This window comes from Bacteroides sp. GD17 (assembly GCF_038448625.1).
GTDB lineage: Bacteria > Bacteroidota > Bacteroidia > Bacteroidales > Bacteroidaceae > Bacteroides.
Genome location: NZ_JBCEZS010000001.1, coordinates 618,629 through 634,217, shown reverse-complemented (window position 1 = coordinate 634,217; position 15,589 = coordinate 618,629). Strand labels below are relative to the sequence as shown.

Below are 15,589 nucleotides of genomic sequence, written 5' to 3'. Positions count from 1 at the left end.
TCATTCATTGCAGAACTTAGTTCTTCTTAAACCATTTATAAAACCATTTACCCACCTTCTCATAGTGCTGCGATTCATTATTGCCCCGCGGATTAGAGAAAGACACCGCATCCTGGGGCTCGCCCAACTGGTCGGGATAGAGCACTATCAGACTATTGTTGGCGAAGTACTTGCTGATTTGCGCCGGCAACTTTTCAAAAGAACTGTCGTATGAGATAGAGCCCCGGCGGGCACTGATAATCACCAGCAGATGGTCAAAGTTCACTTGTCCGGTCAGTATCAACAGGTCTCCCCAGTCATCCAGGCGAGAAAATTCCGTCAGTGTCTGCCCGTGTTTCTTTTTCACCAATCCCTGCAGGTGGGCGGTGGTCTCCTCATTTGCATAGAAGTGCACACGGCATCCCAAAGTTTCACCCAGGCGGCAGAAGTGGTCCACCCACTTCTGGAAACCGGCCTCATATTCAGCCTTCGGAGGTACAGCTACAATGACGCGCCTTATTGTATTGATGGGTATCAAGAATTTAGAGACCATGACTTCGCGGTGAAGTCCCTTCAGCAGATTCTCCGTAAGCATACCGAAGAACGTGTCCACGATATTGAGCTTGCGGTGCAAACCTATAATGACATCGGTTGCCCCGTATTCTTTGGCAGTATGGATAATGCCGGAAGCGATATTCAAATCGTAACGCGTAATCTGCTGCAACGGAACATCGGCCGACGCCGTTATCATGGCAGCCTTCTCCAGATAGCGTTTTCCACGAAGCTCTGCATTCTCCGAACTGCTATCGTCATTGATCACATTCAATGCCAGCAGATTGTCCTTCTGCTTCGGATCGCGTATCACCAGCGAGAGATTAATCAGATCTTCAATGGTATCGGGATTGGCTATAGGTATCAGTATTTTTTCTTCTTCTACCGAACGGTTCTCTTCCAGATGGGCTTCTTCCATTGCAACCCTTCGCGCCGCACGCTCTGTGATGAACGAACTTACGATGCAGGTCACCAGAATCAGCAAGACGGTGCCGTTCAGCACATCATCATTCAGCAGGCGTTCGCCATTGGGCAGAATGATGTTATATCCCACCAATACAGCTGCCAGGGTTGCTGCGGCTTGCGCATTACTCAGTCCATACATCAACTCGCGCTCGATGGCTCCCATCCTGTAAATTTTCTGCGTCAGCCAGCAGGCAATCCATTTGCCGGCCAATGCCACCACTATCATCACGGCAGCCACCGTCAAAGCATCTCCATGTCCGAAAATAACGTGCACATCGATCAACATTCCCACTCCTATCAGAAAATAAGGAATGAACAGTGCATTGCCTACAAACTCCAGATGGTTCATTAATGGGGAAACATGAGGAATGAGACGGTTCAGCACCAGTCCCGCAAGGAAAGCGCCCAAGATGCCTTCCATGCCCACAAACTCCATCAACCCGGCTCCCAGGAAGACCATGGCAAGCACAAAGATGAACTGCATCACATTGTCGTCATATCTCCGGAAGAACCAGCGGCCTATACGCGGAAAGAGGTAGATAATCAGCCCGCCCAGGAAGATGACCTTCACCACCAACCATAACCAGAACAAGCCTCCCGACTCTCCCTTGAACATTCCGCCAACTACCGCCAGCACCAGCAAAGTAAGCGTATCCGTCACCGCCGTCCCCCCTACCGCAATGCTCACACTGCGATGGCGGGACACGCCATAACGTATCACAATGGGATAAGCCACCAGCGTATGCGAGGCATACATACTGGCAAGCAGCACAGAGGTCAGGACACCGTATTTCAGCAGCGTCATATTCGTAACAAAACCTATTCCTATCGGAATGATAAAAGCCAACAAACCAAGTACCAGCGCCTTGCCCCGGTTCTGCTTGAAGTCCCCCATATTCATTTCCAAGCCGGCAAGGAACATGATGTAATACAGTCCCACTTTGCCGAAGAGTTCAAAACTGCTGTCGCGCACCAGGATATTGAAGCCGTGCTCGCCAATGACGAGTCCTGCCAATATCATACCGATGATATGCGGAATACGAAGGCGGTTCAGCAACATAGGTGCAAACAATATGATGAGTAGTACAAGGAGGAATATCCATGTAGGGTCGGTAATCGGGAGTTTCAAACTGAAGTCAAACCAATCCATAGGCTGCAGGTTTTAGGATTTTGTATGCAAAATAACGAAAAAGTTTTCACTTTATGCGGTGCCATACAGCATTTTGTTATAAATTTGCAGCCAATTCTATCTTTTTAGAGTTAATAACTTATTTATAAACTAAAAACAAAGAAAAATGAAAGTAGCTATTGTTGGAGCAAGCGGAGCCGTGGGACAGGAGTTCCTGCGAGTGCTCGATGAAAGGAATTTCCCGTTGGACGAGTTAGTATTGTTTGGTTCTAAACGCAGTGCCGGAACTAAATATACCTTCCGCGGTAAACAGATCGAGGTTAAACTCTTGCAACACAACGATGACTTTAAAGGGGTTGATATCGCTTTCACTTCCGCAGGCGCAGGCACCTCTAAAGAGTTTGCCGAGACCATTACCAAGTACGGAGCTGTAATGATTGACAATTCCAGCGCTTTCCGTATGGATGCCGATGTGCCTTTGGTAGTACCCGAGATGAACGCTGCCGATGCTAAAGACCGTCCGCGCGGCATCATCGCCAACCCCAACTGTACCACTATCCAGATGGTAGTGGCGCTGAAAGCCATCGAACAGCTTTCTCATATAAAGACCGTGCATGTTTCTACCTATCAGGCTGCCAGCGGTGCCGGTGCAGCTGCTATGGACGAATTGTACGAACAATACCGCCAAGTATTGGCAGGCGAATCGGTAACTGTAGAGAAGTTCGCCTATCAATTGGCATTCAACCTCATCCCGCAGATCGACGTATTCACCGAAAACGGGTATACCAAGGAAGAAATGAAGATGTTCAACGAAACCCGCAAGATTATGCATTCTGACATAAAAGTGAGTGCTACTTGTGTACGCGTTCCCGCGCTTCGCTCCCACTCCGAAAGTATTTGGGTAGAAACAGAGCGCCCCATCTCCGTAGAAGAAGCCCGCGAAGCATTTGCCAATGGCAACGGATTGGTTTTGATGGACAATCCGGCAGAAAAGGAATATCCGATGCCGTTGTTCCTCGCCGGTAAAGATCCGGTTTACGTAGGCCGTATCCGCAAGGATCTCACTAACGAGAACGGACTGACCTTCTGGATCGTAGGCGACCAGATCAAGAAGGGGGCTGCGCTGAATGCAGTGCAGATTGCGGAATATCTGATAAAGGAAAAGAACGTATAAAATCATTCTTTCATAAACAAGAAAAAGCCGTCAAACTGATTTGACGGCTTTTTCGTTTGTTCTATTATAGAATTTCATAAGCCTAAAATTTCAGTTACTCACGAACTTATCCCTGAGACATAAAATAAAAGTGCCAAAGGCAGAAACCGAATTCTAACCTTTGGCACTTATTCTTTAATATAAATCTACAATATTACCAACCCGGATTCTGAGTCAGCACCTTATTTTTATTTTCGTAGATAGTCAACTGTGCAGCAGGTATTGCACGCAGATAGTTACGTTCTGAATTCAGGTCTCCCTTCTTGAATGTACGAAGCCCCTTCTCACGGAGATAATAGATATACCCCTTATTGGCATCCGTATTAGAAGGATTTTCCGGATCGAACAAGAACAGTACCCGCTTGCCGGATTCATCTGTCGCTGATATTCCCGGATAGTCGGCCATATTGACATAAGCACCCAGGAAAGGCATAGTAGGATGGCCACTGGCATCTTCCGAGTTCAAGTACTCAAATTTAGCCCAACGACGAAGATCTTCGCCACGACGGCCTTCCATAATCAGTTCGATACGACGTTCACGACGAATTTCCCACAGAACCGGATTAACATCAACATCACGAGCCGGGTCATTGATAACCACTCCATTTACGCTCAGGCTTCCACCATTCAACTGTACCTTAGGCATTGTCTTTGCTTCAGTGTCACCCCACTTCGTCAGTTGACGACCGCGGATTTCATTGATAGACTTGTCAAGGTCGCTCTGAGTAAATGCATTGCCACCTACTTGCGCAATTTCATAACGCGCCTCTACATAGTTCAGCAACACTTCCGCATAGCGAATACAAGGAGCATCAACGGGACTCAATATACCAGTACAATAGGGTGATCCTGCAGCCCACCATTCATCATTCAAGAACTTCTTGGTAGGATATCCCGTTGGCGATGTACCTTCTGTATAATTTGTGCCCATGGCACTCATGATACGAAGACTGTCTGCAATTGTCTGATACAAACGTGGGTCACGCTCCTGGAATGACTTCTGAATACTGGGATCTTGTTTACCCTGATAAAGGGGAGACTGTCCAATAGGCAGACCGTCACTGCAAAGATAAGTTTCAATTACATCCTGGGTAACACCACCCTGAGTCTGATCTTCCGGACCATTATAAGACATCAAAGAATTGCACTGTACACCACTTGTATACTCACGATACCAAATAACTTCCGGATTATTCGCCAAATCATCTGTAGTAAACAGAGCATTATAAGTATTTCCAATAGAGTAGATGCCAGAATTCATCACTGCTTCCGCACCATTGATGGCGCCTTGCAATAAAGCTTTGATATCGGCATCAGCCACCTTTTCGGAAGTAGGACCTACGGTAGTGCCGTGATACTTCAGCCATGTGGCATGATACAATAACTCGCGTGACATATAGGCACCGACTACATACTTATTAACCTGACGTTTTGTATCATCTGGGCGCACATTATCCAGTGCATACTGAAAATCTTCCTGGATTTTCTGTGCTATATAGGGATAAGAGTCACGATCTTTATAGAGAGCTTGATCTGCCGGGTCAGTCACCTGATCGTAGAAAGGAACACCGCCATAATACTTTGCAAGCGTACTATAGGCCATCGCACGGAAATAGCGGGCTATACCTGCCCAGTGATTTTTAGCTTCATCCGAGATATTCATTCCCGGAATTTTTTCAAGCATGGCATTCGCCTTATAAACAATGCCATAATAGTCAGACCAGGTTGCCGTCCGGCTATTCCAGTCTGTGGTAGAAGAAGTTGGGAAGTAAATGTACCCCGCTCCATTCGTATTCGCATTATTCAGATTGATAAAATCATCCGTATAGTCATCTCCTGAAAAGTAGCCGGCAAAAACTGTATAATCAGTGCCATAGCCTTTGAAGAAGGAGGAGTAAAAGTCCTGCGCATAAGTGCGCAAAGAGGTTTCTGTCTGCCAATATGTGTCATTGGTCTGCTTGTCTTGCGGATCTTTGTCCAGAAAATCGTCGCAGCTGCAGAACGAAGCCATTGCCAACGCACAAACGATATATAATAAATTTTTCTTTTTCATAACTGCAATAACTATTAGATTATAAACTAAGCTGAATACCAAACGACACAGTCTTCTGATACGGATAGCTACGACCGAAGTTACGGGCATCGCTGCTTGTTCCGGCAGTACGTATACCTATTTCCGGGTCAATAGCCGGTTTCAAACCATCAATAGTAAAGAGGTTCTCACCCGTGAAGTAAACACGCAGGCCTTGTACTTTGTACTTACTCAACCAAGTCTTAGGTAATGAATAACCCACAGTGAAAGTCTTCAAACGTAAGTATGCCATATTCAAGAGATAACGATCATTCACGTTAAAGTTACCGGTTTGTGCCTGCTTGTAGTCCATGGGGCGTGGATAGAAAGCATTGGGATTTTCAGAAGTCCAATAATCTTCAGCTCCTTTGTAGAAAGGTTCACCGGCAGTGAAGCCCGGCAATACCTGGTTACCGGCAGCCCAAAGCTTTCTTTTAGCTACACCCTGGAAGAACATACTTACATCGAATCCTTTCCAGGAAGCATCCAGATTCAAGCCAAACTGCATACGCGGCAAAGCATTACCTATAATGCTAAGGTCACCCTTTTCATTGGTATTTGTCTGCTTCTCAATTTTACCATTCTTGTCGAGGTCCTTATAGAGCACGTCACCAGGGGCAAACTCATAACCGGCAGGAAATACCTGCGTCTGATCCGGCAAACCGGCTTTCAAAGAACCATCGGCATTGAAGTCTGCTTCGGTCAGGAAACGGTCGAACTGCAATCCCCAAATATCACCCAAAATCATACCTTCTTTATAAGCACTGGTGTCCCACCAGCCCGTAGCCGCATAAGTAGGGATTTTTGTATTGTAAGTCCATTTCGTAACTTCCGTCTTATCATCGGCAATAGAAGCTGTTACACCAAAGTGCAAGCCATTATTGAATGTGTGACGATAGTCAACAGCAAGTTCCCAACCTTTAGTTCGGATCGTACCCATATTTTCAAACGGAGCGGCAGCACCCAATGTTGCAGGCAGATTGGCAGTAGTCAAGATGTCACTGGTGGTACGGTTGTACCAGTCAAATGTTACACCCAAAGCATCGTCCAAGAAACGTGCATCCAGACCGAGGTCAAGTGTGGCAACCTTTTCCCATGTAAGCGTGGAAGACACAATCGTCGGTTTTTGTGTTGACTGTACTTTCTTTCCATCAATAATCCAGCTATCGGCAGCAGTTTTCAACGTGGAGACAAAACGGTCGGGACCTACATCCTGATTACCAATCATACCCCAAGAACCACGAATCTTCAAGGTGCTCAGATAAGGCTTTAGTGACTGCATGAACGGTTCCTCGGAAATACGGTAACCAGCAGACATGGAAGGGAAGAAACCGAAACGATTTCCTGAAGGGAAACGGGAAGAACCGTCATAACGTCCGTTCAACTCTACCATATAACGATCTTTATAGGAGTAGTTAATACGACCAAAGAAACCCGCAACGGACCACCACGTATGTTCCGAACTGGTAGTCTGATCACCGGTAGCCAGGTTCAATTCCGGTTTTGCCGGATCAAGCAACCCTTTGCGCTGCGCCCAGTAATACTTGTATTCGCTCTTTTCCAGATTGGAACCGCCCATTACTTTAAAGTCATGATCGCCCAAGCGCTTGGCATAAGTTGCTACGAAGTTAGCCGTCAGATTCTCTGTACGTCCAGTCTCCTGATATACATAATCATAAGAAGCAGCTGAAATATAATTACCGTATGAACTACGCATTGCATCGACAGACGAACGCGCTGTAAAGATCTCATAACCACTGGTCAAGCTTGGTGTACCGTATTTCTTAAAACGACTTTCTACAGAACTGTAAGCCACGTCAACATCAAATGTCAAATCCTTGATGGGTTTGATAGTAACACCACCGGTCAGACGGAGATATTCACGCTCTTTGGTGGTAGTAGGGGCTGTTTTTAATTCTGTCAAAGCGTTACGGAATTCTTTGCCTTCGAAAGTACCGTACGGCATCATCGGCTGCCAGCGATACAAATAATACATCTGATCATAAAGGTCACTATTATAATTGAACGGTTTGTCATAGTCTGAACGGGTAAACATGATACCGGTACGGATAGAAACATACTTGTTCAGGTCCGAGTTCAAAGAGATATTAGCATTGTAACGGGTATAATCATCCGAATTAATCTTCATCATACCGTCTTGGCTCAAATAGCCCAAGGCAATGTTGTAGTTTGTCTTTCCGTTACCACCATTGATTGACAAATTATGGTTCTGCTGCGGAGACCAATCTTTGATATACTCGTCATACCAGTCCCAGGTACGGATGAAGAACATACCACCATCACGGAATTCAAAGTCACGTCCCAATTCCATCTCACGACCGAACTGATCACCGTAACCGTATTTTTCCCAGTAATCTTTCATCTTCTGTACGTGTTGAGCATCTACACGCATATTACCTACTACATTATAGAAAGCAGTAGAACCTTTCGATTGATTTATTACCCCCTGCAAGTTGATATCAGCTTGCTGCCAGCCCGGAAGTTGTTCGGGTGTCTTGGTCGGGGTACGCCAGGCAAAGTTATTGGTGTATTTTACAGAAAGGCGTTCATGTTTGCTCTTCGATTTAGTAGTAATCAGCAATACGCCAAATGCACCACGCGCACCATAAATAGAAGCGGAAGCTGCATCTTTCAACACAGAAATACTTTCAATATCGTCCGGGTTTACCATAGAGATATCGGTTATCTCCACGTTATCCACAAGAATCAACGGCTTGGAATCACCATTCGGCGAACCTATAGTACCGCGGATTTTAATAGTAGGTGCTCCACCTATCTCACCGGAATTGGTGGTGATAGTCAATCCAGGTACAGCTCCCTGCAAGGCACGGCCTATATCTGTAATAGGACGACTGTCGATTGTCTTGTTTACATCTACGGAAGCCACAGCACCGGTCAGGTTCACCTTTTTCTGTGCGCCATAACCTACAACTACTACTTCATCCAGCAATTCCGTGTCATCTTTCAAGACAACCTTCAACGCAGGAGCAGCCTTCACTTCCTGAGTAGCGTAGCCCACAAAGGAGATTTGCAGAATAGCTCCCAGCTTTACATTCAACGTAAACTTTCCATCCAAATCTGTAATACCACCATTGGTCGTGCCTTTCTCTATGACATTGGCACCAATGACAGGTTCACCTTTTGTATCCACAACTGTAACAGCCACGGAGATAGTTTGCATCTGCTCTTGTACTCCATAAGAGCCAGTAGATGCAGTTTGGGCAGCCATCACATTGCCACTGCCTATAAACAGCGTACAGATTGCTACCGCAGTGAGGAATTTGCTATTGGCCAATCCTCGTCTTTTACGATCTTCATTCATAAGTGATTGATGATTTTGTTAATTAAATAGTTTCTCAAAATTAGGGTAAGGAGATTTATAGTTCGGAATAATCAAAATCGCATTCCGAAAATTTTTCTAATTTCTCATAGGCATATTTCTATTTAAAGGTTAATTATTTAGCAATTTATTTCTCTCATTTCTTTCTTCCAACCAAGTTCAAAGTGTACTTGGTTTTATATTGATTTTAAACAAAAATCTTGTTAATGACTTAACTCTGTTGATTGTCTTAAGAGATAAAAAAACTCGCTATTAACAAAGGTGTCGAAACTGTTATCTATGTTTCGTCTTAGCAAAGATATATCATTATTTGGCATCAAGAACATTTCTTTGCATTTATTTAACTTTATATTTATACTTTTGCAAAGAGGCGCTTATACACCTTACTATATAGCTAATTTAAGGTTCTTCAATATTTAAGGAATGAAATTCAATCAAACCATTCATAGGTGTTTCTTCAATTACATCCAGTTCGATTCCAAATTCACGAGCTACCTCCCTCAGAATTGTTGCATAGCTATATGCCAATGAACCCACAAAGCGGATGGGGTAACTCTTATAGTCATATTGGCAAATGTTTCGGGTAAAGAAGCTTCTGAGGTTATTTGTGATAAGGTGGAATACATAATCCTCATTTGTATAATCTGCCAGAAAATAGGAAAGTGTAGATAAAAAACGATTTGGAAACGGACGGTTATACACAGATTCCATGACTTCATTGGGAGTGATACGGAATTTTTCAAAAAAATCAGTCATCACTTCTTTGGGAGCTAAGCCTTTCAATACGTCCGACAAAAACATTTTTCCCAACACGGCTCCACTGCCCTCATCGCCCAGAATATATCCGCCTGCTCTGACGTTCTTCACAATTATTTTTCCATCGTAAAAACATGAGTTTGAACCAGTTCCTAAAATGCATGCAATACCAGCCTCGCATTTAAACAAACCACGGGCAGCGGCCAAAAGGTCACTTTCTACCTGAATGGGAGTTTTGAACTGTGCTACCAATGAAGCCCCCAACACATTTTTCTTTTCATAAGAAGTACAGCCAGCACCATAATAATATACTTGCTCCAACTTTCTCTTGAAAAAATGTTCGGGTAATCCTAACCGCACGCTTCGGCTAATCTCTCTTCGCGTTTGGAAGAAAGGATTTAGCCCTTCTGTAAAAGCTCTCTGTATCAAACGATTGTCCTCAACCAGGGCCCATTCAGTTCTTGTAGAACCACTTTCCGCAATTAGTTTCATAGGTAGTCAGTTTTAGAATTGAATACAAATATATAGCTTTTTTTAAGCTTTCCAAGGTTATTTCGCGAAAAAAGTTACTTTACCAGTTATAGACATCGTTTCAAGAGCTGCATTTTGGCCCTTCCAACAGTTCATTGAATCGTATTTATATTCTCCATACAGTTACCCATTTGCTCGAATATCGGATGTAAAATACTGAACATAAGGTACTACCGGACAATTTACCAAGTACACTTTGAACTTGAACTAAAAAAGAGAGAATAGAGATAATACAAAAGTTATAAACCTTTAAATACAAAAGAACGCCTATGGAGAGAAACAGTCTTGAAAACGGGTAGTCATTACTACTCCTGTCCCATTATCCTTATCCTAATTTTAAAGAAAACTATTTAATTAACAACAAAATCATCAATCACTTATGAATGAAGATCACAAAAAACGAGGATTAGCGCATAGCAAGTTCCTCACAGCAGTGGCAATAAGTGCACTTATTCTGAGCAGTAGCACAACGGCTGCTTCGACTGCTGATAACAATTCGTATGGAGTAGCAGAGCAACTGCAAGCCCAGACTGTAACCGGTCTGGTCGTAGATGCTGCCGGTGAACCCGTTATCGGCGCCAGCGTAGTAGAAAAAGGTACTACCAACGGTATTATGACTGACATTGACGGTAAATTTACTCTGAATGTAACGCTGGGGAGTACTCTCCAGATATCATTTGTAGGCTATCAGACCCAAGAAGTGAGAGCCGCCAAAACAATGAGAATCGTTTTGAAAGAAGATTCCGAATTATTGGACGAAGTAGTGGTAGTGGGTTACGGTACGCAGAAGAAAGCCAACTTGACGGGAGCTGTTTCTACAGTAGACCTGAACAAGACCATGGCAGGCCGTCCGCAACAAGACGTAGCCAAAGCGCTGCAAGGAGCCGTTCCGGGATTGAGCATCCTCACCGAAACCGGTGGCATCAATGAGACAGCCTCTATGCGTATCCGCGGTTTAGGTACATTGAGCAATAACGAAAAGAGTAATCCGCTGATTGTAGTGGACGGCGTTCCGATGGACGACATCTCCTTCCTCAACACACAAGACATCGAAAGCATCTCCGTATTGAAGGATGCTTCCGCCTCTTCCATTTATGGTACACGCGCCGCTTTCGGTGTGATCCTGATCAACACCAAGAGCGCAAAGCCTACCGAAAGGGTTACCATCAGTTACAACAACAACTTCGCTTGGGACCAGGCTACCTTCTTGCCTAACTATCCCGATGTACCGACACAGTTACGGATGGGTATCGAAGCCAGTATGAACGGTGGCGCCGGTATGCCTGAATTGTTCGGTATGTATTTCGACAAGCTGCTGCCTTATGCCGAAGCATGGAAAAAGCAGAATAGCGGTAAACTCGGTTATGGTGAAATGAGACCCTACCAGAGTGAAAGCAATGTAGGCGATTACATGGTAATGGACGGTACTCCTTATTATTATGCCGACTGGGATGTGAAAGGCATCTACTTCAACAATGCAGCCCCCTCTCAGAGCCATAACATATCTATCCAGGGAACATCGGGCAAGACCAATTACTATCTTTCTTTCGGCTACAATGAAAAGCAAGGGCAGATGAAAATTAACCCTGACGAACTGAAGAAGTATAACGCCTCCGCCAACATTACCACCAACGTTTACGACTGGCTGCAGGTCGGCGCCCGCATCAACTTTAGCCGCAGAAATTATAAAAGCCCCGACACATGGAACAGCACCTACCAATATTTGTGGCGCTGGGGATCTTACTTCATCCCTACAGGTACAATCAACGGTTATGACACGCGTGTCATGGCAATGCAGAAGCAAGCTGCCGATAAGGAAGTAACAACAGACCTGACCCGCATGAATACTTTCCTGAAAGCTGAAATCATCAAAGGTTTGACTGTCAATGCAGACTTTACATACTCTATTCAGAACATGAACAGCGGTTCGCAGGACAACTCTGTTTACGGCATCAACTGGAGCGGAAATCCGGTGCCCTCTTACATTGTTGCCAAGAGCAGCAGCGGCATCTGGAGAGACTTCTCCAAACAGAATACATGGACAGCCAACGCATACGTAAACTATGCCAAGACATTTGCCAAGAAACATGATTTGAACGTAATGGTAGGTGTCAACGCAGAAGAAGAGGATTACAAATACTTGTATGGCACCCGTAATGTGTTGTACGACCAAGACGGATATCCCGAACTGAACATGGCGGGCAAAGATGGACAGGATTTGCAATGGAAACATACATCCCGTGCTTCCGCCGGCTATTTCGGCCGTATCAATTATGACTACAAAGGCATCTATTTATTGGAGTTGAACGGACGTTACGACGGTTCTTCCCGTTTCCCCCATACCGACCAGTGTGCTTTCTTCCCATCAGCATCCATCGGCTACCGCTTCTCTGAAGAGGCTTACTTTGCTCCGTTGAAACACATCTTCAGCAATGGTAAGTTGCGTGGCTCCTATGGTGAAATCGGTAACGAGGCTGTGGGCGACTATATGTTCGAGCAGTTGATTAGCCAACGTTTGAACGATAAAGATAGCGGTTATATCTATTGGATTGAAAACAACAATGCCAACGCCAATCGCCTGACCATGTATAACATGCCCGACCTGGTATCGAGCAGCTTGACTTGGGAGCGTATCCGCACCCTGAACGTAGGTCTTGACCTGGGATTCCTGGATAACGAACTGACCGTAGGCTTCGACTGGTTCCAACGCGAGAACCGCGATATGTTGGCCCCGGCACAAGTATTGCCAAACACATTGGGTGCTTCCGCTCCTTACGAGAATGCCGGCAACCTGCGCACACGCGGATGGGAGTTGAACTTAGACTGGCGCCATACTTTCGGTGAATTTGATGTGTATGCCAACTTCAACATCGGCGACTCCAAGACCAAAGTAACGAAGTGGACCAACGAATCCAAACTGCTCAGCACCTACTATACCGGCAAGACCTACGGTGACATTTTCGGTTTTGTAACCGAGCGTTACTTCGAAGAATCGGACTTCACCGGACAGAACGCAGACGGTTCCTGGAATTATGCACCAGGCGTTGCAGACCAATCTAAGCTGGAATCAGGCAACTTCCATTACGGCCCGGGCGATATCAAGTTCAAGGACTTGAACGGTGACGGCGTAATTGATGGCGGTAAAACAACTACCGACGGTAGCCCGGGACCGGGTACCCTCAGCAACCACGGCGACCTGAAAGTCATCGGTAATTCCATGCCGCGTTACGAATATAGCTTCCACCTGGGTGGAGCTTGGAGAGGCATCGACCTCGACCTCTATTTCCAAGGCGTAGGCAAGCGTGATGACTGGACCACTTCTTCTTTGAATCTTCCTGCTATGGTACACGCCGACGTGGCTATCTACTCTCACCAGACAAGTTACAACAAAGTAATCTGGAATTCGGACTATACTGCCATAACCGGTTACGAGATAAACCAAAGCAACCGTTATCCACGTCTTTATCGTGGCGCGAATAATGGTGCCGGTACTATATCGGGTATTGCCAACGGTAGCAACAACTACTATCCTCAGACCCGCTATCTGACTGATATGTCTTATCTGCGCCTGAAGAACGTAACTGTAGGATACACCCTTCCTAAAGACTGGACACGCAAGGCCTTCATCGAGAAAGCCCGTATCTACTTCAGCGGCAGCAACCTCTTCCTGCTCCACAAGGGAAATAACCTTCCGGTAGACCCCGAAATCAGCACAGGTAACGGACTTACAGCCGGTGGATGGGGACGTACTGCTCCTATTACGCGCACCTTCTCATTTGGTGTTCAGGTAACATTGTAATAACCTCAAAAACTAAGAATAATGAAGAAACTATTTATATATGGGGCCACAGCACTGGCGATGTTAACCAGTTGCAACGATTTGCTGGACAAATCCCCCCTGGATACTTTTACAAATACTCCGACATACTGGAGCAACACTGACAATCTGGATAATCAGTGCAATACATTCTATAACAACTTCACAGGTTATGGTAACGCAGGCACCGGCGGATGGTTCTATTTCAAAACCTTAAGCGATGACCAAGTGGACGCAGAAGGCCACAACTGGACTTATACCAATGTGGTAGCTTCTTCCACCAACTGGTCAGACCCCTTCACGGAAATCCGCCGTGCCAACTACATCATTGCCGGTGTGCAATCCTCTTCCCTCGATGAAGCTACGAAGGCTCACTACGAAGGACTTGCCCGCATGAACCGTGCATGGGAATACTATCAGCTGGTTCGTATGTACGGCGACGTGCAGTGGATTGACATGGTCGTTGACCCATCCGACCATGAAGTTCTTTACGGACCACGCACCGACCGGGATATAGTAATGGACAATGTACTCGCCGACCTCAACTATGCGTGCGAACACATCACCGCAAACAGCAACCGCCAACGTTTCAGCACCGATATGGCATACGCCATGAAGGCAGACATCACGCTATACGAAGGCACGTACTGCAAGTATCGCACCCAAGCCGAGAACGGCAAAGCCCCCGACGAGAGCCGCGCCAACAAATTCCTGCAGGAGTGTGTATCGGCTTGTGAATATCTGATGGCAAAGAATTACGCTTTGAATGACAGTTACAAAGGCAATTACAACTCCATCAGTCTGGCAAGCAATCCGGAAATGATTTTCTACAAGCCTTACGCAGAAAGTTCGTTAAGGCACTCCACTATTGACTATACCATCAATACAAGTGGCACGCACGGCATTTCAAAAGATGCATTCGACAATTTCCTTTTCCTTGACGGCAAACCACTGGCTACGACTTCAGAGGACACGGACGACGCAGCCGTACTGGATGCAGACGGCAACTACTCTATTACAGGACTTCTGGCAGTACGCGACAAACGATTGACTGCCATTCTCGACCCCGTACTGTCTTTCAGAGGCCATGCATACAGCCGCGCCGGTGTGGCAGCTTTCACTACTTCAACCGGTTATGGCATCGCCAAGTATGACAATCCCGAGGAATTGAGCGTCAGCGACCGAAACAACATCGGTTACCAATACACCGATTGCCCCATCTATTGGATTTCCGTCATTTACCTGAACTTTGCAGAAGCCAAGGCTGAGCTGGGTACCTTGACGCAAAGCGACCTCGACAACTCCATAAACAAGCTGCAAGCCCGTGCCGGTCTGCCGGCTATGACAACTACTCCGGATGCAGACCCCGCAAACAATATGGGAGTAAGCAACCTGATTTGGGAAGTACGTCGCTGCCGCCGCTGCGAACTGATTATGGATAACTGGTACCGTTACTGGGACTTGATCCGCTGGCACCAACTTGACAAATTGGATTCTACAAAATACCCGAACATCATGCTGGGTGCTAACGTAAGTAATGTTCCAAACTGCGAAGAAACCGTCAAGAACGGATACATCGACGCTTCCGACGCCCAAATCCGTACTTTTGATCCCAAGCATTACTTCTACCCGATTCCGACCACGCAGCTGACTCTGAACCCCAGCATGAAACAGAATCCGGGCTGGTAACAAGTATAACTAAAGGTTTTCACCAA

At 45.8% G+C, this 15,589-nt stretch carries 7 protein-coding genes; 3 read left to right on the top strand and 4 right to left on the bottom strand.

All coding sequences use genetic code 11. From position 1 onward, the window contains the following. Positions 1-16: 16 nt before the first annotated feature. Entirely contained in the window at positions 17-2,146 is a 2,130-nt protein-coding gene (locus AAE250_RS02105; RefSeq protein ID WP_294596806.1) for a cation:proton antiporter, read from the bottom strand. A gap of 145 nt (positions 2,147-2,291) precedes the next feature. On the opposite strand from AAE250_RS02105, the gene AAE250_RS02100 reads away from it, so the two are divergent. Further along, on the top strand, positions 2,292-3,299 hold the full coding sequence (locus AAE250_RS02100; protein ID WP_294596809.1) for an aspartate-semialdehyde dehydrogenase: 1,008 nt from the start codon (positions 2,292-2,294) through the stop codon (positions 3,297-3,299). 193 nt (positions 3,300-3,492) lie between these two features. On the opposite strand, the gene AAE250_RS02095 is transcribed toward AAE250_RS02100, so the two are convergent. The 3 genes from AAE250_RS02095 to AAE250_RS02085 all read right to left on the bottom strand — a co-directional run bounded on the left by AAE250_RS02095 (position 3,493) and on the right by AAE250_RS02085 (position 10,018). Beyond that, positions 3,493-5,391 (bottom strand): RagB/SusD family nutrient uptake outer membrane protein, encoded by a 1,899-nt coding sequence (locus tag AAE250_RS02095; protein WP_294596811.1) that lies wholly within the window; start codon positions 5,389-5,391, stop codon positions 3,493-3,495. A 19-nt stretch (positions 5,392-5,410) separates the two neighbouring features. Next, on the bottom strand, positions 5,411-8,752 hold the full coding sequence (locus tag AAE250_RS02090) for a SusC/RagA family TonB-linked outer membrane protein (RefSeq protein WP_294596815.1): 3,342 nt from the start codon (positions 8,750-8,752) through the stop codon (positions 5,411-5,413). Positions 8,753-9,169: 417 nt separating this feature from the next. Continuing rightward, positions 9,170-10,018, bottom strand: a complete 849-nt coding sequence (locus AAE250_RS02085; protein WP_294596817.1) for a hypothetical protein — start codon at positions 10,016-10,018, stop codon at positions 9,170-9,172. Positions 10,019-10,436: 418 nt separating this feature from the next. On the opposite strand from AAE250_RS02085, the gene AAE250_RS02080 reads away from it, so the two are divergent. Together AAE250_RS02080 and AAE250_RS02075 are read left to right on the top strand one after the other, a co-directional pair. After that, positions 10,437-13,856 carry a SusC/RagA family TonB-linked outer membrane protein gene (locus tag AAE250_RS02080; RefSeq protein WP_294596819.1) on the top strand — a complete coding sequence of 1,140 codons (3,420 nt, stop codon included), beginning with the start codon at positions 10,437-10,439 and terminating at the stop codon, positions 13,854-13,856. Between the two features lie 21 nt (positions 13,857-13,877). Continuing rightward, on the top strand, positions 13,878-15,563 hold the full coding sequence (locus tag AAE250_RS02075) for a RagB/SusD family nutrient uptake outer membrane protein (protein WP_294596822.1): 1,686 nt from the start codon (positions 13,878-13,880) through the stop codon (positions 15,561-15,563). Positions 15,564-15,589 lie beyond the last annotated feature (26 nt).

Coding starts and splice junctions, on each gene's coding strand:
- AAE250_RS02105 (WP_294596806.1), bottom strand. CDS start 2,146: ATGGATTGGTTTGACTTCAGTTTGAAACTCCCGATTACCGACCCTACA.
- AAE250_RS02080 (WP_294596819.1), top strand. CDS start 10,437: ATGAATGAAGATCACAAAAAACGAGGATTAGCGCATAGCAAGTTCCTC.
- AAE250_RS02085 (WP_294596817.1), bottom strand. CDS start 10,018: ATGAAACTAATTGCGGAAAGTGGTTCTACAAGAACTGAATGGGCCCTG.
- AAE250_RS02090 (WP_294596815.1), bottom strand. CDS start 8,752: ATGAATGAAGATCGTAAAAGACGAGGATTGGCCAATAGCAAATTCCTC.
- AAE250_RS02100 (WP_294596809.1), top strand. CDS start 2,292: ATGAAAGTAGCTATTGTTGGAGCAAGCGGAGCCGTGGGACAGGAGTTC.
- AAE250_RS02095 (WP_294596811.1), bottom strand. CDS start 5,391: ATGAAAAAGAAAAATTTATTATATATCGTTTGTGCGTTGGCAATGGCT.
- AAE250_RS02075 (WP_294596822.1), top strand. CDS start 13,878: ATGAAGAAACTATTTATATATGGGGCCACAGCACTGGCGATGTTAACC.